Below are 22,799 nucleotides of genomic sequence, written 5' to 3'. Positions count from 1 at the left end.
CACATTTAAGATTTAACGATATATACTAAACAAAATAGGCAACTCATGCGAGTTGCCTATTTTGTTATTTTAAAGAATGGTGATTAAGAACATCCGCAGCTACCTCCGCCACAAGAACCTTTCTTATTCGTTTTATTCTTCCAAAAGCCTTTTTTAATGATGTACCCCAATGCAATAATTACAATTGCATAGGCAATTATTTCTTGGTAACCCATAATTACTTTATTTTAAAAGTTGATATGCTATTAAAGCTGCGACATACGCAAAAACAGTCATAAACACTAATTGGTAGATAGTCCATTTCCAAGACTTAGTCTCTCTTTTCACGATTGCTACTGTAGCTGTACACTGCATCGCAAAAGCATAAAAGAACATTAGTGACACCCCACTGGCTAGCGTGAAGACTGGTTGTCCTGTATCAGGCCATATCTCTGCTGCCATTTTTTGTTTAATACGTCCATCTTCATCGTTCTCATCCCCAGATCCTACATTATAAATAGTTCCAAGTACTCCTACGAAGATTTCACGTCCTACGAAAGAAGACAATACTGCGATACCTACTTTCCAGTCATATCCTAGAGGTTTGATTACAGGCTCTATTGTTTTACCTAGAATACCGATATAAGAATTCTCTAATCTATAACTAGCGATATGCTCGCTTAATTCTTCTTCGCTTACCTCTTTATCTTGATATACTTCTGTAATATGTTTCTCAGCATTCTCAAAGCGTTCTCCTGGTCCATGAGCACCTAAGAACCAAATGATGATCGATAATACGAATATAATCTTACCCGCACCTACTACGAATGCTTTAGTCTTCTCATACATATTCACCACTACGTTCTTAATAATCGGAGTACGGTAGTTTGGCATCTCGATTACGAAGTATGACTTGCGCTCGCTTTTGATGTATTTACTCAATGCCCAAGATGATAACAAAGCTGCTAAGAATCCTACTAGATAGAATAACGTCAATGTCAATCCTTGTATACTTAAGAATCCAAATACACGTGTATCAGGAATTACTAAGGCAATAATGATAATATATACTGGAATACGAGCAGAACACGTAGTAAACGGTGTTACAAGTATTGTAATCAATCTTTCTTTAGGGTTCTCGATATTACGAGCTGACATAATCGCTGGAATAGCACATGCATTACCAGAGATAAGTGGCACTACTGATTTACCACTTAATCCGAATGGACGCATTAATCTATCCATTAAGAACACCACTCTACTCATATACCCTGTCTCTTCTAAGATAGAAATAAACATAAATAGAATAGCAATCTGAGGAATGAAAGGCATTACCCCTCCGATACCTGGTACGATACCATCCGCTATCAAATCTGTAAGCTTACCTGGCTCCATCGTATCGTGTACCCAAGAACTAAGATTAGCAAACTGCTCATCAATCCAATCCATCGGAATACTTGACCACTCAAAGATAGCCTGGAAGACCAACATCATAATCGCAAAGAAGATTAGGTATCCATACACTTTATGGGTAAGTATTCTATCTACTTTAGAACGAAGATCTGTAGCTTTATTGACATCACGTGAATACGTTTCTTTTAAAACGTCGTTGATAAACTGATATCTCTTGATTGTCTTTTTGTGTTGAAGCTTTTTGATTTCACTTTCTGACAACTGAACTCCCTTCGCCTCTATCTCTTTCTTCCCTATATTCCCGATCTTGATGTCTTGTGAATAGATCATCCACAATTTGAATACAGAAAGGTTAGGGAATGTCAAAGCAAGTTTACTAAAGAACTCTGTGTCTACTGCTGTAGCATTCACACATGGTTCTATAGAATACGTTCTATAATTTAATATTGCTTGTTTTAACTCTTGAATACCAAGTTTTTTCTTCGCACTGATTAAAACAATCTTTGTATTTAATTTCTTTTCTAACTCCGCTATCTTCAGACTAATCCCCTTCTCGTCCATATGATCAGCCATATTAACAGCTAATATCGTAGGAACACCAAGTTCTTTAACCTGAGTAAATAGTAATAAGTTACGCTTTAGATTTTCTATATCAGCTACTACAACAGTAACATCTGGAAAGTCATCATTAGTAGGATCAAATAATAAGTCTAATACAATGCGTTCATCTTCAGAACTCGCATTAATACTATATGTTCCTGGTAAGTCGATAATAGTAGCATTTACTTTATCATCTAACTTCGCTACTCCAGATTTTTTATCTACAGTAATACCAGGATAATTTCCTATCTTATGGTTAAGACCCGTCAGGGCATTGAATACAGAGGTTTTCCCTACATTAGGATTACCTATTAGGGCAACTTTTATATCTTTTTTCATCAACTATATGTAATATCTTAATCTAATTAGCCAATTAATTCTACTTGTATCTCCTTAGCTAATTCTTTTCGAATAGATAAATGCGTATCATTAATACACAGATATATTGGGTCACCTAGAGGAGCTACCTCTAGAAGTTCCACAGCATTACCTGGTAGACATCCCATCTCTAATAGTTTTAAAGGAACCTTGTGCATATCGAAGTCTGCTATCACTCCTTTTTCATTTCTTTTTAATAAGTCTAAAGTTGTACTCACCTTATTTAGATTTAATTCATATTGCAAATTTAGTCAATAAAAAAGATTATAGAACTATATTCCTAATAATTATCAGTATTAATACTACTATAATTACCGCACAACCTTTTCATTATTAGCTTATTTTGATTCATAACTTAGAAACAGAAATATTCATATATAAAAAATCCCCCTACATCAACTAATAAATGTAGAGGGATTATACTGTATAATTATTTAATTACTTTGACTTACTATTTTCATGCTCATACAGCCATTGGATGTCTTCCCATAGCTGCTGCATATTCTTAGCTTCTTTATCAGGAGTATCTAGATTAGTACCGTCATAGAACCCACGGATACGGCCATTGCCATCTACTAGAATAAAGTTTTCGGTGTGTACCATATCATACATCTCTTCTGGAGACCCCGTCTTCACAGCTAAGTAAGAGTTACGAGCGATATAATAGATATCTCTTTTATCCCCTGTTACTAAGTTCCATATCTTATCATCAGCGCCTTTGTGTAATGCATATTCTTTTAGCACAGGTACACTATCGATATCAGGAGTTACTGAGTGTGATAATAATTTAACGCCTGGCAGAGTCTTAATCTTATCTTGAAGCCAAACCATATTATCACTCATGATAGGACAAATCGTAGTACAAGTGGTAAAGAAGAAATCAGCTACATAGATATGTCCTTCATAATCTTTATTTGTAATTGTATCACCATTCTGGTTTAAGAACTTAAAAGCAGCTATCTTGTGCTTCTGTTTATTGGCCTCATGTTGGATTAAACTATCTACCATCTCAGGATTCACCATAGCAGGTGTATATACTGGTAGTGATTTTCTATACTTCAGTGCATTGTAGAACATCACCATGATCCCTGCACATAAAAGGAAGAAGAAAATAAAAAAGTATTTATATTTCTTGAAAAAGTGTAACATTTTAAATAGAGTTTCGACAAACTTACAAAATCCCTTTTAACCTGAAGGTTAAAGACATGATAAATACAAGATGTCTTATTTAAAGTAGAGAAAAATACGATTATAAAAGATATTTTCTATTTTTGTTAGAATATCAATAGGAACAAAATTAATTATATACTATGAACAAAAGAGTTTTATTAACCTCTGCCTTCGCTGTAGTATCATTAGTAGCTTGTAAAGATGCTAAGAATACGACAGAGCAAGAAGATCAAGTAGCTCATGGAATCAACCTAGAATACATGGATAAAAATGTAAAGCCTGGTGATGACTTTTTCCGTTATGTAAACGGTGCTTGGTATGACAAAACTGAAATTCCAAATGACAGAACACGTTGGGGAAGTTTTGATGAATTAAGACAAAACACAGATAAGGATGCCCTTGCTATCCTTAGAGAGGCTGCTGAAGACTCTAAACTTGATCCTAAATCTGATCAAGCTAAAGCTGTAGCTGTATTCCAAACTTACTTAGATGAAGCTAAAAGAAATGAGTTAGGAGTAGCTCCTCTTAAACCTTACTTAGATAAAATCAATGCAATCAAAACTCCAGAAGATGCGACTAAACTAATCAACGAATTAGTAGCTGAAGGAGGGTTAGGATTATATTCTATCTACGTATATGCAGATGCAAAAAGCTCTCAAGAAAATACAGTATACATCAGTTTAGGTTCTTTAGGTTTACCTGATCGTGATTATTATGTATTAAAAGATAAAGACATCACTGAAAAACGTGACCAATACGTAGCACACGTAGCACGTATGTTAGAATTAGCTGGTGAACCTAAAGAAGAGGCTACTACAGATTCTAAACGTGTATTAGCGATCGAAACTAAAATGGCTGAACCTCGCCTTACTAGAGTAGAGCGTAGAGATAGCCGTCTTACTTATAACCCTATGACAGTAGCTGAGCTTCAAAAATTAACACCTGCTGTTGATTGGAATGCTTATATCGCTGCTACAGGATTAAAGAACGTTGAAAAGCTAATTGTATCTCAACCGAAATACATGAAAGCACTTAACGAAATCCTTTCTGCTAAGAATATCGAAGATATCAAAGCGTATATGAAATGGACTTTAGTGAACAAAAATGCTAGCTTCTTATCTACTGAGATGGAGAAAGCGAACTGGGAGTTCTACTCTAAAACATTAGAAGGTGCTAAAGAACAAAGACCTGTTGACGAAAGAGCATTAGCTGTAGTTAACGGTACTGTAGGAGAAGCTTTAGGACAATTATACGTTGCTAAAAAATTCCCTGCTGAAGCGAAAGCAAAAGCTCAAGCAATGATTAAAAACGTACTTACAGCTTTCGGTGATCGTATCAAAGCATTACCATGGATGGCTGAAGAAACTAAAAAAGGTGCTTTAGAAAAATTAGCAACTACAACAGTGAAAATCGGTTACCCTGACAAATGGGAAGATTACTCTGCTATGGATATTAAAGCTCCTAAAGACGGTGGTAATCACTTCGAAAACATGAAGAATGCTACTAAATGGGATTTTGCTAAAAACATGGAAGACTTCGGTAAACCTGTAGATAAATCTCGTTGGGGAATGGCTCCACAGACAGTGAACGCTTACTTCAACCCTATCTATAACGAAATAGTATTCCCTGCTGCTATCTTACAACCTCCATTCTATGATTATAAAGCTGACGAAGCGATTAACTATGGTGGTATCGGAGCTGTAATCGGACACGAGATCTCTCACAGTTTTGATGACTCAGGAGCTCGTTATGATAAAAACGGAAACTTAAACAACTGGTGGACTGACGCTGACTTAGCTAGTTTTACTAAATTAGGTGATGCTTTAGCTGCTCAGTACAGCGCATTAGAGCCTCTACCAGGTGTATTCGTAGACGGTAAATTCACTTTAGGTGAGAATATCGGAGACTTAGGTGGTGTTAATGCTGCTTATGACGGATTACAAATCTATTTAAAAGAAAATGGTGATCCAGGTCTAATCGACGGATTCACACCTGAGCAACGTTTCTTTATCTCTTGGGGAACTATCTGGAGAACTAAAGCTCGTGATGAGGCAATTAAAAACCAAGTGAAAACTGACCCTCACGCTCCTGGACACTACAGAGCGTATGTACCTCTTCAAAACGTAGATGCTTTCTACAAAGCATTTGATATTAAAGAAGGTGATAAATTATACATCAAACCTGAGGAAAGAGTTAAAATCTGGTAATCAGAACAGAATAAATAAGGATAAAGGAGTCTCAATGAGGCTCCTTTATTGTTTTATACATACGACAAGGCTAAGCCTACACAAAATCCAAACAACAACCTCAACTTCAACACCATACATACAAAAACAGCGCTTCACTATATCAACCCTAATTGGACTTATCGCATAGTGGTCGCATAGTTATGGGATACTGCTCGCATAAAAAAGAGCTAAAAGTATGCGACCACTATGTTATCGTTATCCTTTGACTGTTCTATCATAGACAACAAGAAATAAACAAGTAACACTTTATCCAACAAAAAAGCATTGTGATAATCACAATGCTTTAGTATTATTATATTGAGTTCTTCCTAACTATAAGGTTTTCTCGTCTATCTTTTTAATCATAGGGTCTACTTCTAACATCCATAGATAGTAATCCTCACTAGTGTATAATTGACTTAAAAACTCTCCGACTAAGAATCGCTTCACAATCTGTTTTCGCTTATCTAATTTGAAGAATAGTTTATTGCCTTCTAGATGTTTAATATAAGCTTTAAATACTTTATCAGAAGACATCACATAGTCTATCACCTCTTCTTTAGACATATTAGTAAACTTCGCTCTTTCTTTATCGATCTCTTGGAATACAAAGAAGCTTACAATACCCGATTTCATCAGAAGTACCACAGTGTCATCTCCATGCTTATTACCTATCGGAACAAAGATATCTGGTACTATACCACCACCTCCATAGACTACACGTCCTTTTAAGGTTTTATACTGTAGGCTATCGGCTACTTTTATACTATCAGCAGCATATAACTCTCCATGTGCATATCTCGTTCTAAAATCGTTATTATACTCTTCTACCCCCATCGTATAAGGCTTCTGTATAGATCGTCCAGAAGGAGTGAAGTAACGAGCTGTAGTCAATCTAATAGCAGAACCATCCCCGAGCATCAATTCTCGTTGTACAAGTCCTTTACCGAAGCTTCTACGCCCTACGATAGTACCTCTATCATTATCCTGTATCGCTCCAGCTATAATTTCACTAGCAGAAGCAGAATTCTCATTAATCAATACATAAAGAGGCTTATCTGTAAAGAGACCACTTCCTTTAGACTTTGTGACTCTCTCTTGACCACCTTTATTTACAGTCTTTACGATTACCTGATCTTTCTTTAATAAATCATTTAGCATATTCACTGCTTGATCCATATACCCTCCTCCATTATCTCTCAAATCTAGGACTAGGCTAGAAATATCTTGCGTAATCAGATCCTCTAGCGCCTTTTTAAACTCCTCGTAAGTTGTACTAGAGAATCTATTGAGCTTAATATATCCTCTACCGTCTGATAACTTAAATGCAGCATCTACACTCTTGATAGGAATAGGCTGTCTATTGACCACAATGTCTAGCTTCTTACCTACAGTCTTACGATAGACTTCTAATTTTACATCAGTATCCCTTTCCCCTCTTAAGTATTTAGCGATACTATCAGAGGTCATCTCCTTTCCATACAGATGCTGTCCGTCAGCACTTATGATACGGTCACCCGGCTGTATACCAGATTTAAAAGCGGGGCCATCTACGATATCTTTGATTACAGCGACACTATCTTTATAGTAATAGTAGTTCACCCCTATCCCTACGAAACTACCTTGCATAGACTCTGTCACAGACTGTAGCTCACTCTTGCCGATATAGATAGAGTGTGGATCTAGTTGTTCTAGAATAGTAGTCACCGTTCTATCGACGATAGAGTCAGTATCTACATTATCTACATACTCCTTCTCTATAAAATCAATTAGCCGATTTAATTTAAGCTTATTGTGATTGGTATAAAAACCTGTTTTTCCACGATAAGAAGCAGATACAAGAAAGCCTCCTAGTAAAATACCTAAGGATAAAGAAATCGATATAATCAGAGGCCAAAAAAACTTTTTCATCTACAGTGGATATTAATCAAGGTCAGGAAGAAATACGACATCCACCCCTGCTTTTTCTAAAAAGTCTACCCCTTCTGTATCACGGTAACCTTCACTGTACACCACTCTAGTAATCCCTGCCTGATGGATAAGTTTACTACAGTCTCTACATGGAGACATCGTGATATAAAGTGTAGCCCCTTGACAACTCTGTGTAGAACTAGCTACCTTCAAGATAGCGTTAGCCTCAGCATGTAGCACATACCAGTGCGTAGTATCGTTTTCGTCTTCACAACAATTCTCAAAACCAGTAGGTGTCCCATTGTATCCGTCAGAAATAATCATTCTATCTTTTACAATAATCGCTCCTACCTTTTTTCGTTTACAATACGATAGTTGTCCCCATTCGCGAGCCATACGCAAATAAGCCTTATCATATTTAGTTATTTTTGATTCATTCATATCAGAAATATTTACAAAGTTCTCTATCCCTTTGATCTAACAAAAATACACAAACCTTTTTGTTAATTCACCAATCTTAGAATAGGAACTTACTTCGTTTATCTAATTTACTATCCAAACGAACAATCTATTATAAACTCACTACTAAAAACATACATAATTATGATAAGCATAAAAATATCATAAAAAAACTATGGACTCCATAATTTATCATTATATTAGATATAATAAACTGAACCAATTTACTAACCAAAAAACAAACAAAAATGTCATACTCAGAATTATTTGATTTAGGATTTAGAGAGAGAAACAAAGGCCACTTTGCTTCGATAGTACGTGTGGCGTTAGCGAATGGACATTGTAGTACAGAGGAAAAAGCTTTCTTAGATGAACTAGCTATTCGACTAGAAATCAGCGACGAGGACTATGCGAATATATTAAAGAACCCAGAGAGCTATCCTGTCAACCCTCCCTATCTAGAGACCAATCGTATCGAAAGATTATACGATTTGGCAAGAATGGTATATGTAAATCACGTATTAGGACCAAAACAAAAAGAGATATTAAAGAAATTTGCTGTTGCCTTAGGTTTCACTAACAATATAGATTTCTTAGTAGATAAATCTCTATCGTTATTAGTCTTAAATGTGGATATAGATACCTTCATAGAAGAAATTCACAACCTTAAAAAATAAAAAAAGTGAGCTAATCCTAAAGATTAGCTCACTTGTTATTTTATAGAAATACTTCTTATTTCTTCATAAACTCTTCAGCTTTTTCTACCATGTTTTTACTACCACAGAAGAAAGGAACACGTTGGTGTAACTCCGTTGGCTCTATCTCCATGATACGAGTATAACCATCAGATGCTCTACCACCAGCTTGCTCAATGATGAATGCAATAGGATTACACTCATATAACAATCTTAGTTTCCCTTTAGGAGCTTTAGTACTAGTAGGGTAAATGTAGATACCTCCTTTTAGAATATTACGGTGAATATCAGATACTAAACTACCGATGTATCTAGAAGTATATGGTCTATCATTCTCTTCTGCTTGACAGTACTTTAAGTAATCTTTTACCCCTTGTGGGAAGTGTACATAGTTCCCCTCATTGATAGAGTAGATATGCCCATCCTCATTAATCTTCATATTCGGGTGAGACAAGAAGAATGTACCGATCGCTGGATTTAATGTAAACCCGTGTACTCCATTACCTGTAGTATAAACTAACATCGTAGAAGAACCGTATACAATATATCCTGCTGCTACTTGATTCTCTCCTTTTTGTAAGAAGTCTTCTTTTGTTACAGGAGTTCCGATAGGAGTCACACGTCTATAAATAGAGAAAATAGTACCTACTGATACATTCACATCGATATTAGACGAACCGTCTAGTGGATCCATTAGCACTACATACTTGTTCTCGTTGCTATTATCTCTACCGTGGATAGAAATAAAATCATCCTCTTCTTCAGAAGCGATACCACATACGATTTCTCTATTGATAAGTGTTTTAATGAATACTTCGTTTGCAAAAACATCAAGTTTCTGCTGTTGCTCACCTTGTACATTTTGTTTTCCAAAAGCACCTACGATGTCAACTAAACCTGCTTGGTTAACTTGGTGACTTACTACTTTAGCAGCTAGTCTAAGAGAGTTAATTAATCTTGATAACTCACCAGAAGAATATTTAAAATCTTCTTGTTTTTCAATGATAAACTCTCCTAAAGTTTGAGATCTTTCTGTTGTCATTTTCAAAAATGATTCTTAAGTTGTGTATTTTACAGTGCAAATATCGTTAATTTTGTTGTCTAACCGAAGACATTAACCATTAAATCAATAACTAAAATGAATATTAGACCTGCAACCCCTCAAGACATGCCTGATGTGTTAGCATTAATACAAGAACTAGCAACTTTTGAAAAAGAACCTGATGCTGTCGTAGTTACTGCTGAAGACCTAATCAGAGATGGTTTTGGAGCAAATCCTTTATTTAATGTTATTGTTGCTGAGCTAGACACTAAAATCATCGGCATGGCTTTATTCTACAATAGATATTCTACCTGGAAGGGTAAGACGATTCACTTAGAAGATCTTATCGTCACAGAAGCTGCTAGAGGTACAGGAGCGGGATATGCACTGTATGCAGAAATAATGAATATCGCGAAGAAAGAAGGTGTACGAAGAGTAGAATGGGTAGTTCTGAACTGGAATGAACCGGCTATTAACTTTTATAAAAAATCCGGAGCGACAGTATTAGAAGATTGGTATACTGTACAAATGGATCAAAACGGAATAGAACAATTTAGTCAATCTAAGTAAATGAGAGTATTCAAATTTGGAGGAGCCTCAGTAAGAGACGCAGAAAATGTAAGAAACGTTTGTAACGTATTAAAAACAGTGGGCTATGAAGATAGCCTAATCATTGCTTCTGCAATGGGTAAAACGACGAATGCCTTAGAAGTAGTCGTACACAACTATTTTCAGAATAGATTTGACTTAGCAGAGTCTGTTGATGTAGTTAAAGATTATCACTACACGATCGTTAGAGAATTATTCCCTAATGAAGATCACGATATCTATGCATCGCTAAAAGAGTTATTTGATTCTATTACTTACTTCTTACTGAACAATAAATCTCCTAATTACAATTTCGTTTATGATCAAATCGTAAGCTATGGAGAGATTATCTCTACGACTATCTTACACTATTACCTACTAGAATCAGGTATAGACAACACTTGGCTAGACTCAAGAAACTTAATCAAAACTGATACAGTCTATAGAGACGCTGATGTAAACTGGGATATCACGATAGAGAATATCAAAAAAGAGATTTGTACAAAACAATTATTCATCGTACAAGGATTTATTGGATCTGACTATAACGGTTTCTCTACTACATTAGGGAGAGAGGGGTCTGACTACTCTGCAGCTATATTTGCTTATGCCTTAGACGCTGAGAGTGTAACGATATGGAAAGATGTACCAGGAGTACTGAATGCTGATCCACGTTATTTTGAAGATACGACTCTACTACAACATATTTCTTATCAAGAAGCAATAGAACTAGCGTTCTACGGTGCGTCAGTCATCCATCCGAAGACCTTACAACCATTGCGTCAAAAAGAAATACCATTATATGTAAAGTCCTTCTTAAATCCATTATTACCAGGAACGAATGTATCTAAAGGAGCGCCATTGACTCCTCATGTTCCTTGTTTTATTGTGAAAAAGAACCAATTATTAATATCACTATCCTCTAAGGATTTCTCTTTTATCATGGAGCAGAATATCAGTGATATTTTTAAACTCTTCGGAGAGTATAATATTAAGGTGAATGTAATACAGAACTCTGCTATTAGCTTCTCTGTATGTGTAGAAGATAAGTTTAATCACTTCGAAGATGTAAGACTATTGCTTACAGATAAGTTTAAGGTGAGTTATAATGAGAATGTGTCTCTATATACCATAAGACACTTCGACGATCACTCTGCACAGAAGATACTTGGTGATAAAACATTATTATTAAAACAAGTGAATAGAGAGACAATGCAGATTGTCACTAAAGAATAATATCACAAAGGCTGTCTCACGAAGACGGCCTTTTTAATATACTATACTAAATAACCATACATTGACCATAGTTATAAGACTCATTGTCTAATCTTCTTTTTACCTAATCTACAGGTGTGTAAAAAGAACTTAGCCACTGCATATATCAGGATATAGATTCCCCATAATAGCAACCCGTGTATATAGACTATACCCATTAAGACTTTCTTCATAAGCTATTCATTAAAACCAAATATTAGCTATAAAGCAAGATAAAACAGCACCCACTCAAAGGCTAATGCGATGATAAAGCTACCTATAAAAGCAATGATATACTGCACTTTAGTCACTTCTTTCTTTTTAATATCCTGTATTACTTTATACAATATAGCACCGAAGACACCTATCACAATACTCGATAGTATCCATACCATATAAAATCTACTTTCATAATCTAAGTCCATATCTACACTTGCTTTTAATAATCACGTTCTATAAAGATACGCAACTTTAACGAATAGTTTTTCTCTAATGAAATAAATAGCACTTTAAAAAACAGTATTTTTAACCCACAAAACATCAAGCTATGCTAACCATTACAAGAACTAACTCTGACAATAAAGACTTTCTAAACCTCATCACAGAACTAGATAAATACCTCAAAACAACTGATGGTGATGAACATGACTTCTTTGATCAGTACAATAAAGTAGATCATATCAACCATGTTATTGTTATCTATGAAGATAGTCAGGCTATAGCCTGTGGAGCTATCAAAGAATATGACTCACATACTATGGAAGTTAAGCGTATGTACACTGCTCCTATCGCTAGAGGTAAGGGTGTCGCTTCTATTGTACTAGCTGAACTAGAAAAGTGGAGTCTAGAGCTAGGTTATACACGCTGTATCTTAGAGATGGGTAAGCTACAGACACAAGCAGAGATATTATACAGAAAGAATAACTATACTGTTATCCCTAACTATGGTCAGTATGAAGGTGTGGAGAGTAGCCTGTGTTTTGAGAAGGTGTTGTAAATCTATTTATTTGATAATTATACTTATTCCTATATTCTCTTTGAAATTAATAACTCTATATAGCACAAAAAACATAACTTAGTAACAAACAAATAATTATGAATAAAAAGATATATTACTTTTTATGGGTTTTACTAGTTATTAACCTACTTTGGTCTTTGCTAATTGACAGAAAAGACTTTATTAGTTCTTTGTTGTATAGTCTATTTATGTTTTTGATATTAGGTATATACTATATTTTTGAATCTAAAAGAAATAAAAAACCGTCTTAGTATTTCCTAAGACAGTTTATATCATTCAACTAATTTGGTTTCCATGCTATTATCTTCTGAATAATACCATTCTCAGACATAACAGTTTTTAATACACCATATATTCCCGCGATCATAAGCAAAATAACGAAGATTAATACTAATGACATTCCTGCTGATACAGCATTACTATACAATAGTGTATAGATAAAAGCAAACATTAAAGACAACATACTTATAGGAATGACAAACAGAAACAGAAGATAAGTTCCTACCTTTTTATACTTCATCATAGGGGCACCAATCGCAAAACTAAACATTGTCACAAATACAAAAGCGATAAGAATAAATACTATACTAAATCCAGTAATCACAATCACATCACTTGTATTTAACGTTGTTATCTTTTCTGTCTTAGGATTATAATAGATTACATAGCCTTGTCCTTTAATAGGCATATCCCCTACAGAAGAATCAAGGGTATGAGTTATACTCACTTTATCCTTAGTTTTAAATGTAACTATTGGTTTATAATTGATACTTCCACTTCGACTCCCTCTTTTACTTCGACTCCCCTCAGTCTTATATGTTGTATAAGACACTACCTTAGCCATGTACTTATCACCATTACTAATAATATTAACTTTATTAGACACTACATTGTACAATAATGAGCCAGTACTATAAGTAACCCACATAATACCCAACAATATAAAATAAGTCCCCTTACCTAGGTCCTTTAACATAGGAAGTGAGTTATATCTCTGACATCGTCTATTAATTAATTTACCTAATATTATACTAATGACTATCCCTATTATCACAGGTAATAAAAACATTAATTCTCTCTTAATTATATCCATACTTCCCGTATTTATCCCCTTCTCGTTGTATTCCCAAACCTAGTGTTATCTACTCTTCTTATTCCCTTTCTATTCATCCCCATATTCTTTAGACCATCTCCATAGATATTTTTGAGATAACCCCAAATAGCCAATGTCAGTACCAAACTAAAAAACACTAAGATGATATTAACCCAAAGCGGTTTATCCTTACCATCAAATAATGCCCATATCATAGCTCCATCAAACAAAATCATAATCAATGGCAATACTATAGCCAGTCCTAAGAATGCCCCTATCTCTTTATATCTATCCATAGACCAGTTCATCGCATATATCACCATACCGACAAAAAGATATACAAGTATAACGATCATCACCCCAAAAGCGAGTATCAACGCTACTGTCCCTAGCCCAAAGGTAGTTACACGCTCATTAGTCTCATCATAATATACTGTGTGCTGATCGCCTACGGTAGGCATACCACTACTAGAATAGTCAAGCTCATATTCTACCACTTCACCTCCTCTGGTAGTGAAGTGTACTGTAGGTGTATACATCGTGGTATAGCCATTATCATCAGAGTTACGACTCTCATAGCTAGTATAGGATACCACACGCGCCTCATATTTATCCCCGTTATATACAGTCTGTGTCTTCGTAATGATCATCATCGTCAAGGCTACAGTCCCACCTATTGCCAATGAAGAAATAGACGCCACGATAAGATAGATATACCCAATTCCCAGACATCCTGTTTTGGTTCCATTATGAGAAGAACGCTTTATTATTTTATAAGTCAGCCATATTGTATACAATATCCCTAACCCAAATGCCAACTGATTAATTCTGATTTCGTCCATTACTATCTTTTTTTACGTCTATTACTTCTGCGCTTCCACTCGTCATTATGAGGATCAGGCTTGTTAGTACGTTGAGTACTTCTATTGCTTTCTTGTCTAGAGTGATTAGCAGTCTGAGACCTTGTCACAGATTTATCTTGTGTTATTCCTTTTGTCTTATTCTCCTTACTTTTACTAGCGTTCTTTTCTTTTTCTATTAAGTCTGTTATCTCTTCCCTGATAATCTTCACATACAGTATAATCCCGATTAACAAGATCAAGATAAATACCATTAATAATACAGAAAGGGGAATATTGTATATATTAATAACAAGTGCGTAGATCAAAGCCCCTTCGAATACAAGCATAATCAAAGGAACTAATACTCCTAGTCCTAATAATCTAGCCAATCTATTATATCGGCGCATATCTCTTCCCATACCATAGAGCATAACACCTATAAATGCGAATACTAGCACCGCTACCATCGTCCCATAACAAATCAACTCTGCAAACAACTCAATACTGAATACTAGAGTTCCGTTAATTAAGCTAGATAGTGTACGAATAAACATACTTCCAAAAGCAACACTCCCGAAAACAGTCAATCCAAACAAACCTCCGATAATTAAGAATACGCGTATTACATCTACACAACCCGCTTTTTCTTTTCGCCCTTTCGTAGTACGTTTCACTATTCTAGACGTTAACCAGCCTGTATATAATAATCCTAGTATTATAGACCACTGATTATAAATCACATCTTCTATCATAACTATTTTTCTGTTATCTAGATATTAATCACCTCAACTTAAACTCTTCTATTCTCTGTTTTATAGTTGACCTTAATGCTCTTATTGTCAAATATGTTGATATAATCAGATACACTACAATCATCACCCAAGAATAACGATATCCACTAAAAAACATCAAACATATACACAACTGTATAATACTAAAGAATACTATAGTAAGAACCGCATAAGCTAACTCAACTCCTACCCACTTATACTTTATATGATTAGGCAATACACTATATGCAAGTAACCCTATAAGAAAGTATACAGCACCTATTAAAATTATAGCTATCAAAGCTATACTAATCATCATCTGTACATCTATTACATAAGCTACTTTTTCTACTTGATTATAATAAATTCTAAAATGACTTCCTTCAATAGGTTTCCCTATTGATGAATTTTTGGCTTTATATTCAATACTATCACCTGACTTAGTCACAAATTTATAAACAGGAATATATGCTATAGTTTTCATCTTACCACTCCCTTCTGTCACTGTATTATATCCAGTAAGTACAGCAGTATACCTATCCATACTTCTGAACTCTTCACTTTTTATTTGCCACTGTTTAGTAGCATAATTAATCATTCCAAGTGCTATAACGGTAATAGACAAAATAAACAGACGTGTCCCGCTGGCGCCTTCTTTAACATATACTCCTTTGTTTTTATGTATAGTTGGTACTCTATACATTAACCATCCTATTATCACAATACCTATCAGTACTAACATTTCTATCAACTTAACTTCTAAACTTAAACTCCTTCAATACCAAAAAATAGTATCAAGACTGCACCTGTTAAAAACAAATAACGCAAGACTATACTCATATTCTTTTTCTAAATCCTCAAACTACTTTACTAAACACTTACTGCAATTGCAACTTTACTTTCTACTCCTCTAAATAACGTTAAATGTTAATGAAAATTTTAACAAATATAGTTTTCTTAAAAGTAATAAAGCACTGATATAAAATATTTTATCAACTCTATTTTTCTATCTACTTTATTATCCGTAACTTAATATATAATTTCAAAAACAACACAATCATGAAATACGTAAAAGAATTTTCAGCCTTAGATTTTGACAATGACATACTAGTTGTTGACTTTAAAGACCACCAAATAGAGAACCCTATTGTACAGGTATCTGAGATTATAGATGAATTTGTCTATCAAGTAAAGCCTTGTAAGATATTTATCTCTAAAGCTCATAATATAGATATAGCGACTGATGTCCCATTTAGAGGAAGAGTGGTTATACGATAATTAGAATGTTATTTATACTTCTATAAAGCAAGGAGACCTATCGAGAGAAGGTCTCCTTATTTTATTAGATACATCTTACTCCCTCAATACAATCCTTCATTAGAGATCCTTCGGATACAATCTGAATCTCGTTTGCAAAACAACCTCTAATCCCAAGTAAACACAGCTTATTTCCGAATAGCTTCCGAACAAAATCAAATCAAAAAAACACAATAAATTAGATCACAATTACTTACAATCAAAAAGACACTCCATATTAAATCAAAAGAAGCATATCTGATCAATATCTCCAAATAGAGGCAGAATAAGGCAATATGAACAGTGAAATAACGCAGTATTCATAGCATAAAAAGAGATAAATACGCTTGATATTGTTTATTTTTACTCTTTTAAACTTATGCTATGATTTCTAAATACTCCCTTTGTTTTCAACCTGATGAAGCTACACTCGAACTGGTAAAGCAAATGAAGCTACAACTAGCCGATGAGATAGGGTGGTATAACAGTAAGAATTCCTTAGCACATATCACTATCTCTAAGTTTAAAACTGACCTGAATGGTATCAAAAAAATAGCCGAATTAGTCAGAGCACAGTGTAGTACATTCACTCCTGTACAAGTACTATTTAACGACTATGGACAATATCCTAACGGAGCGTTCTTCTTAGCAGTAGATGAGTTCTCTAAACCTATTCTTCAAGATTATGCAAAAAAGGTAATGCGCAAAGTCGTTTTGCCCGAAATCTATAAGAGTAACGAACCTCATATGTCTATCGCGCGCAAGCTAGACCCTGAGCGATTAGAGCGTGCATTAGTTTATTTTCAGAAACCTGCTATCTCTTGTCTGTGTAATCATATCGCCTTACGCCAGTTTAATCCTGACAGAAGACAATACGATATCATAGCGACTTTCCCTTTCTTAGGCTTGCCTTCTAATGAACCAGAGCAGTTGTCGTTGTTTTAAAGCTATTCCTGTTAAAAGCAAATGAGCTCATCGTTTTTATTTTATTTTCCCTATTTTTGGAATTAATCACAAACCTAAAACATGGAAAATAACAACAATACATTGACTTGGGATGAGTTTTCTAAAGTAGAAATGAGAGTAGGTACTATCGTTGAAGCGGAAGTATTCGCTGAAGTGAGAAACCCTGCTTATAAATTAGTAGTGGACTTCGGAGAAGAAATCGGAAAGAGAAAATCTTCTGCTCAGATTACTAAACTATATACGCCTGAAGAGCTGATCGGTAAACAAGTAGTAGCTGTAGTAAACTTCCCTCCTAAACAGATAGCTACTCTAATGAGTGAATGCCTAGTAATGGGAGCTGTAGAAGGAAAAGAGGTTACGTTAATGACTATGGATAAGCCTACTAAAAATGGCTTAAGAATAGGGTGATTTAGTTAACGGTTGACCGTTTACAGTTTACAGTTTACAGTATTTGCATACAATACATTGATGATAAATAGTTGACAGTTTATGGTTAACGATTAGCTGTTGACAGTGTTTGCCTATGATATATCATATATTGAATATGGGTAGTTGGCGGTTTTTCAGAGATATCAATGTTTTGCATCCCTCAATCCTATAACAATAAAAAATAACGGTTTACAGTCTGTGAACTGTAAACCGTAAACTATTAACTAAATCCCTAATTTCTTTAAAAAGGCTTCTTCTGCTTGATTAAAAGCATACATAGCTGAGTGAGTAGAGGTAAAGTTATCCGTCAGCTTTGATCTAAAAGCGCTATACTGTGTCTTACCATCTTCTTTAAAAAAATCAACTATAGCCGTATATTCTCCTGTATCTATATTATGTAGAATACGTGCTTGATAGTTACTCGTCTTATCTTTTCTACCGAGTTCTCTATACTTCTGATCATTATACATATATACATTAAAGAAGTAATCACTTACGTATCCACCATCTATACGCTCTGAGGCCATCCCATTACTCCCTATTAATTCTATAAATAGTCTATTAAAGCGCTCTGCTACAGTATCGTTGAAGTCTTTATAGACAGAGAAGACACTCTCTTTTAGTAACGTTTTGCCCATGCGCATCGCTTCTATGATGTCATCGTCATCCGGAAAGTATTCACCCCAAGCATGTTCTTCTTTGATCTCGTCTATAAACACATCTCGTGTACGGTGTGTAGTCGGATATATATTAAGCATAAAGAAGGGTAATCCGTCTTCGCCCTTTACTTGATCTAGAGCATGTACAGAGTTGTCTGAAATAATACTAGTAATGCGAATCTTATTAATATAACATGGCATATCTATAGAGACAATACATCTCACGTCTAAAGTTCCCTTCACATGCAGTTCACCATGGTTATACTTAGCATATACTACCTCACCATAGACACTTCCTCCTATATAGTGTGTGTTCCCACAGAAATAAGCGTTCTTCACAACCAAATCTCCCATCACAATCAACATCGGAGAAAAGTCTAGTTCCTGACAAAACAAAGAATCTGTTACCTTTAGATCACCTAAGAATATATATCCCTGTATATCTATCTCATAGTCTTCTATGAAGTTAAGTACTTCTAGTTCTTCTAGTTCTGCATCATTATCCACTACTAAGAAGAAAGAGTTCTCATCACTTAAGTCGTACACTAAATTGTCTAGTGTAAATAACTCTTCGTTTTGATCATTTACTCCTTTTAGCCCTTTAAGTAGATCTAGTCCATTGCGTATACTGACTACGCGATACATAATCCCATTGTAGAATATGGAGTCTATCTCTGGCTCTTGATTAATAGCCTCTATGCTAAACATCTGTGCGTGCTCCACCATATTAGCAATCTTGTCATCGAACTCAAAAAAGTGATTAACAGAATACAATAGATCACATACACTACTAAACCAATCTACTGCTCTACTCTTATGCATCTCATCTTTAGGAGTAAGCAATGATAACTGATCATTATAAGCATTGTGCTCTTGGTAGAATACAAGTACATCACTTACATCCATCCCTACTCTGCGTATAAAGTAGTGATACATCTCTGCATCCTTTTCTCCTTCCCCATTAATATAATCTCGAGAGATAACGATACGAGTATTGAACTCATCTTCTTGAAAATATATAGCAAACTGATTACTCGTTTCCTTATCCTTACCTATCACATCAAAAGCTTCTAAAAAATCTTCTACATTCTCATCATCTCTTAATAAAAGCCATCTATTATAATATAAACTCTGTACAATAGATAAGCTGAATATATTCCTTACTGCCTCTACGGATAGGTCTCTATCCTTATCCTCGATGCTAAACATTTCTCTTAATGTCATACTACTTCTATTGTGTTTTCTTATTTATCTACTATTAAGGTTACTGGTGTATTAATGTGTACAAGGCAAAAGTACCTAACCAGTGGCTACCCATATAATCGTCTCCTGTAATATTGCCAAACGAATTATTAAAGTGTTGAACTGACAACGCATTCAGATTAGGCGCTAACTCTGGTAATGCCTTCCCTATTTCTTTAAAACAAGTGGCTCTACTAAAGTTCAATCCATCTAAATGTACTAAATGTCCGTCTGATCGATCAGATACCTTAGCTACTTCTATGGTAAAATTCTGATCAAATAGTTGTGGTAAGAACGCCTTAGTCCAAGTGCGATACTCATCTTGATTCATTACTTTACTCATCAGGCGAGCTTCCTCTAAACATGGTGATAAAAAGTCATGTCCACTAGGTTCGAAGGCAATATTACACCCCTTATCCTCACCATACAGGCGTTTAGCATTGGCTACTATTAATTGTTCAAATGCTTTATTACCCATCTGACGTGCATAATCTAGTGATAGTGATAGCCCGAAAGCAGTATTGTCATGTGTACCTGTGCGTATTGGGTATAATAGCTTAGGTAAGTACTCCGCATAACGCTCTTCCATAATCTTCGCTAATGGCTCTATCGTCTTCGCCCAGCGTTGCGCATCAGCATCTTGCCATTGGGTTAAAGCTCCATGAAGCTGAAACAGCCATGCCCAACCATACGTACGTTCAAAGTTCTTATTATTAGGGTCATGGAAAAAAGCTAACTCCACTGCTACATTCTCATCTGTAATCAGATTATTTAATCTAGTGCGTATCTGTCCATCTGCATCTAACTCAGGAAACTTCTGCAATAAAGTAACAATAGACCAAAAGCCGTGTACTGAAGAATGCCAGTCAAAACATCCATAAAATATAGGACGCAATGCCTTAGGATTCTTTAGGTCATCATTACTGCCAAGTGTTTGTCCTAATCGGTTAGGATATTCTAATTCTATACAATGTAAAGGCAACTCTATAATCTTCTTCGCCTCAGCTACTGTAAGTGTTAATGCTGGTTGGTCTTCTGTATTGATTGGATTATTTGATGACTGTTGTTTCTCTGTACACGAAAACAACAATACACTCGCAAATAACAAACTTCCTATTTTTCTCATATTACTCTATTCTTTATTCCTCTAAAATAGTAAAATACTCCTATTTATAGGTGTTCTTTAAAAAAAGAAAACAAAAAGTCTTTGTTCGCATGGATGAAGCCTTATTTTTGTAGATAACATAAAAAACAATTAAACTACTATGACTAAAAAAATTTTGACTCGCTCACTAGTTTTTTCGCTTCTGGCATTAACCTTTGCTTGTAGCTCTGACGATAATAATCAAAATGAAGATGGCTTTAGAATCATCCCGCCTTCTGTACCTACTCCTCTGATACAACCTAGTGGTTTCTATATCGCTAATGAAGACTGGTTTGGAACAGATAAGGGAAGTGTGAATTTCTTAGACTATGGTTTAAATAGAAAATATAGAATATATAGAGAGGCTAATAATGGCAGTACTTTAGGAGCAACAACTACAATGGGGGTAGCGTTCGGTGAGAATTATTACATTATCTCTAAACAAGAAAATAAATTAGTAATCACAGATAAGGACTTTAAGGAAGTAAAAACTATAAAAGAGATACCTGGTGTTGAAGCGAACTCTTTCGTAGGAATTTCAGATCATAAAGCATACATCGCTACGACTAACGGAATCGTTATTCTAAATACCAATGACAAGGTGATTAGTGGTAATGTAGCAGGTGTTACCTCAATGACGGGTAATATGGTCTATGTAGATGGTAAAGTATATGCGGTAGTACAAGGTAAAGGCTTAACAATCATCAATACGGATACGGATACTGTAATCGATACAAAGGCAGGTGGATATACACAAGTAACCTTAGACAAAAATGGTATCGTATGGGCAGGTAAAGGCAGTGAAATAGAACGTATCAACCCTAAAGACACACAGGACACTAAAGCTTATAATATTGCAGCTGCTCCAATCCAAGGTAAATGGGGTGCATGGAATCCTGGTTCTATGTCTCCAAGTATGAAAGAAGATGCTATCTATTGGATAGCAAATGACGGAGCTTGGAATGGTGGAAACAAGATAGCTAAATTCGATACCAAAACAGGCGAGTTAAACAGTGAATTCTATGAACTAGGTCAAGATGATATGGGGAATAATCTAGAGTTCTATGCTGCTGGACTTAGAGTAGATCCTATCAAAGATGATTTAGTATTATTAATAAAAAGACCAGGATGGGGGAGTAATGGAAGTTATAACTGGACTAGAATAGTATCTAATACAGGTGCTCTAAAAGGTCAAGCCTTCATGGAAGGTGGAAATCAAGAATCTTCTTCTTATAATGACGTTAATGGTTATTTTTGGTTCCCTTCTGTACCTTTCTTCCAAGATAATAATGCTCCTGAAATCTTAGTGAACCAAATAGTATTAAAACCAAACAAAGAATTCAGAGTAGCGCTTAAAGATATCGTAGTAGATCAAGATAGCCCATATAACTTAATCGAAAAGTCTGTAAAGAACTTAGAAAATGAGTTTGGATATGCTACTATAGAAGGTGATGAATTAGTCATCAAAACAAATGAAAAAACAGGAAAAACATCAATGAATATGAAGGTTAGTTCTAATGGAAAGAAACTTCAAAAAGATGTTGAAATCTGGGTAAGAAACTAAATATTACTTAAGCATAAATAAACTAGAGGTCGCTATACAGCGACCTCTTTCATTATACA

General features: G+C 35.0%; 23 protein-coding genes. 9 read left to right on the top strand and 14 right to left on the bottom strand.

From position 1 onward, the window contains the following. Positions 1 to 83 precede the first annotated feature (83 nt). The 4 genes from E0Z07_RS06125 to E0Z07_RS06110 form a co-directional block, all read right to left on the bottom strand. Positions 84 to 215: a FeoB-associated Cys-rich membrane protein gene (locus E0Z07_RS06125; RefSeq protein WP_006257716.1), complete on the bottom strand. Its 132-nt coding sequence runs from the start codon at positions 213 to 215 to the stop codon at positions 84 to 86. A gap of 7 nt (positions 216 to 222) precedes the next feature. Further along, positions 223 to 2,331, bottom strand: coding sequence for a ferrous iron transport protein B (feoB, locus tag E0Z07_RS06120; protein ID WP_006257717.1), 2,109 nt, complete (start codon positions 2,329 to 2,331; stop codon positions 223 to 225). A 26-nt stretch (positions 2,332 to 2,357) separates the two neighbouring features. Further along, complete coding sequence (locus E0Z07_RS06115) at positions 2,358 to 2,588, bottom strand: FeoA family protein (RefSeq protein ID WP_006260493.1); 231 nt, start codon at positions 2,586 to 2,588, stop codon at positions 2,358 to 2,360. Between the two features lie 220 nt (positions 2,589 to 2,808). Then, positions 2,809 to 3,519: an SCO family protein gene (locus E0Z07_RS06110; protein WP_006257719.1), complete on the bottom strand. Its 711-nt coding sequence runs from the start codon at positions 3,517 to 3,519 to the stop codon at positions 2,809 to 2,811. A 161-nt stretch (positions 3,520 to 3,680) separates the two neighbouring features. Between E0Z07_RS06110 and E0Z07_RS06105 the strand changes: the two genes are divergently transcribed. After that, positions 3,681 to 5,747 (top strand): M13 family metallopeptidase, encoded by a 2,067-nt coding sequence (locus E0Z07_RS06105; RefSeq protein ID WP_006257720.1) that lies wholly within the window; start codon positions 3,681 to 3,683, stop codon positions 5,745 to 5,747. A 354-nt stretch (positions 5,748 to 6,101) separates the two neighbouring features. Here E0Z07_RS06105 and E0Z07_RS06100 read toward each other — a convergent pair whose 3' ends face one another. Both E0Z07_RS06100 and E0Z07_RS06095 read right to left on the bottom strand, forming a co-directional pair. After that, a complete protein-coding gene (locus E0Z07_RS06100; protein ID WP_006257721.1) occupies positions 6,102 to 7,679 on the bottom strand; it encodes a S41 family peptidase in 1,578 nt (525 codons plus the stop codon). A gap of 12 nt (positions 7,680 to 7,691) precedes the next feature. Next, on the bottom strand, positions 7,692 to 8,120 hold the full coding sequence (locus E0Z07_RS06095) for a deoxycytidylate deaminase (RefSeq protein WP_006257722.1): 429 nt from the start codon (positions 8,118 to 8,120) through the stop codon (positions 7,692 to 7,694). 266 nt (positions 8,121 to 8,386) lie between these two features. Between E0Z07_RS06095 and E0Z07_RS06090 the strand changes: the two genes are divergently transcribed. Further along, complete coding sequence (locus tag E0Z07_RS06090) at positions 8,387 to 8,815, top strand: fructose 1,6-bisphosphatase (protein WP_006257724.1); 429 nt, start codon at positions 8,387 to 8,389, stop codon at positions 8,813 to 8,815. Between the two features lie 55 nt (positions 8,816 to 8,870). Here the strand turns inward: E0Z07_RS06090 and fbp are convergent, their stop codons facing one another. Next, positions 8,871 to 9,875 (bottom strand): class 1 fructose-bisphosphatase, encoded by a 1,005-nt coding sequence (gene fbp / locus E0Z07_RS06085; protein ID WP_006257725.1) that lies wholly within the window; start codon positions 9,873 to 9,875, stop codon positions 8,871 to 8,873. 96 nt (positions 9,876 to 9,971) lie between these two features. On the opposite strand from fbp, the gene E0Z07_RS06080 reads away from it, so the two are divergent. Both E0Z07_RS06080 and E0Z07_RS06075 read left to right on the top strand, forming a co-directional pair. After that, positions 9,972 to 10,445 (top strand): GNAT family N-acetyltransferase, encoded by a 474-nt coding sequence (locus E0Z07_RS06080; protein ID WP_006257726.1) that lies wholly within the window; start codon positions 9,972 to 9,974, stop codon positions 10,443 to 10,445. Continuing rightward, positions 10,446 to 11,699: an aspartate kinase gene (locus E0Z07_RS06075; protein ID WP_006257727.1), complete on the top strand. Its 1,254-nt coding sequence runs from the start codon at positions 10,446 to 10,448 to the stop codon at positions 11,697 to 11,699. A gap of 239 nt (positions 11,700 to 11,938) precedes the next feature. Here the strand turns inward: E0Z07_RS06075 and E0Z07_RS06070 are convergent, their stop codons facing one another. Then, a complete protein-coding gene (locus tag E0Z07_RS06070) occupies positions 11,939 to 12,142 on the bottom strand; it encodes a hypothetical protein (protein WP_006257728.1) in 204 nt (67 codons plus the stop codon). Between the two features lie 122 nt (positions 12,143 to 12,264). Between E0Z07_RS06070 and E0Z07_RS06065 the strand changes: the two genes are divergently transcribed. Next, positions 12,265 to 12,714, top strand: coding sequence for a GNAT family N-acetyltransferase (locus tag E0Z07_RS06065; protein WP_006257729.1), 450 nt, complete (start codon positions 12,265 to 12,267; stop codon positions 12,712 to 12,714). A gap of 301 nt (positions 12,715 to 13,015) precedes the next feature. Here E0Z07_RS06065 and E0Z07_RS06060 read toward each other — a convergent pair whose 3' ends face one another. Genes E0Z07_RS06060 through E0Z07_RS06045 form a run of 4 tightly spaced genes read right to left on the bottom strand, consistent with a single transcriptional unit; the run spans position 13,016 to position 16,182 of the window. After that, positions 13,016 to 13,828: a DUF3592 domain-containing protein gene (locus E0Z07_RS06060; protein WP_006257730.1), complete on the bottom strand. Its 813-nt coding sequence runs from the start codon at positions 13,826 to 13,828 to the stop codon at positions 13,016 to 13,018. An 11-nt stretch (positions 13,829 to 13,839) separates the two neighbouring features. Continuing rightward, the gene (locus E0Z07_RS06055) at positions 13,840 to 14,670 is read right to left on the bottom strand and encodes a DUF3592 domain-containing protein (RefSeq protein WP_006257731.1); all 831 of its coding nucleotides are present in this window, start codon (positions 14,668 to 14,670) and stop codon (positions 13,840 to 13,842) included. 2 nt (positions 14,671 to 14,672) lie between these two features. Beyond that, the gene (locus E0Z07_RS06050; protein WP_006257732.1) at positions 14,673 to 15,422 is read right to left on the bottom strand and encodes a hypothetical protein; all 750 of its coding nucleotides are present in this window, start codon (positions 15,420 to 15,422) and stop codon (positions 14,673 to 14,675) included. Positions 15,423 to 15,450: 28 nt separating this feature from the next. Beyond that, on the bottom strand, positions 15,451 to 16,182 hold the full coding sequence (locus tag E0Z07_RS06045; RefSeq protein WP_006257733.1) for a hypothetical protein: 732 nt from the start codon (positions 16,180 to 16,182) through the stop codon (positions 15,451 to 15,453). 317 nt (positions 16,183 to 16,499) lie between these two features. On the opposite strand from E0Z07_RS06045, the gene E0Z07_RS06040 reads away from it, so the two are divergent. From E0Z07_RS06040 to E0Z07_RS06030, 3 genes are all read left to right on the top strand, one after another. Beyond that, positions 16,500 to 16,718 carry a hypothetical protein gene (locus E0Z07_RS06040; RefSeq protein ID WP_006257734.1) on the top strand — a complete coding sequence of 73 codons (219 nt, stop codon included), beginning with the start codon at positions 16,500 to 16,502 and terminating at the stop codon, positions 16,716 to 16,718. Positions 16,719 to 17,120: 402 nt separating this feature from the next. Then, entirely contained in the window at positions 17,121 to 17,681 is a 561-nt protein-coding gene (locus tag E0Z07_RS06035) for a 2'-5' RNA ligase family protein (protein WP_006257735.1), read from the top strand. 81 nt (positions 17,682 to 17,762) lie between these two features. Next, positions 17,763 to 18,110 (top strand): tRNA-binding protein, encoded by a 348-nt coding sequence (locus E0Z07_RS06030; protein ID WP_006257736.1) that lies wholly within the window; start codon positions 17,763 to 17,765, stop codon positions 18,108 to 18,110. A 245-nt stretch (positions 18,111 to 18,355) separates the two neighbouring features. Here E0Z07_RS06030 and E0Z07_RS06025 read toward each other — a convergent pair whose 3' ends face one another. After that, entirely contained in the window at positions 18,356 to 20,014 is a 1,659-nt protein-coding gene (locus E0Z07_RS06025; RefSeq protein ID WP_006257737.1) for a hypothetical protein, read from the bottom strand. 40 nt (positions 20,015 to 20,054) lie between these two features. After that, positions 20,055 to 21,158, bottom strand: coding sequence for a DUF2891 domain-containing protein (locus tag E0Z07_RS06020; protein WP_006257739.1), 1,104 nt, complete (start codon positions 21,156 to 21,158; stop codon positions 20,055 to 20,057). Between the two features lie 139 nt (positions 21,159 to 21,297). Between E0Z07_RS06020 and E0Z07_RS06015 the strand changes: the two genes are divergently transcribed. Beyond that, positions 21,298 to 22,740 (top strand): DUF5074 domain-containing protein, encoded by a 1,443-nt coding sequence (locus E0Z07_RS06015; protein WP_006257740.1) that lies wholly within the window; start codon positions 21,298 to 21,300, stop codon positions 22,738 to 22,740. Positions 22,741 to 22,799 lie beyond the last annotated feature (59 nt).

Origin of the sequence: Myroides odoratimimus, assembly GCF_004337635.1 — a bacterium.
Lineage (GTDB): Bacteria > Bacteroidota > Bacteroidia > Flavobacteriales > Flavobacteriaceae > Flavobacterium > Flavobacterium odoratimimum.
This window is presented reverse-complemented; position numbering and strand designations above follow the sequence as displayed.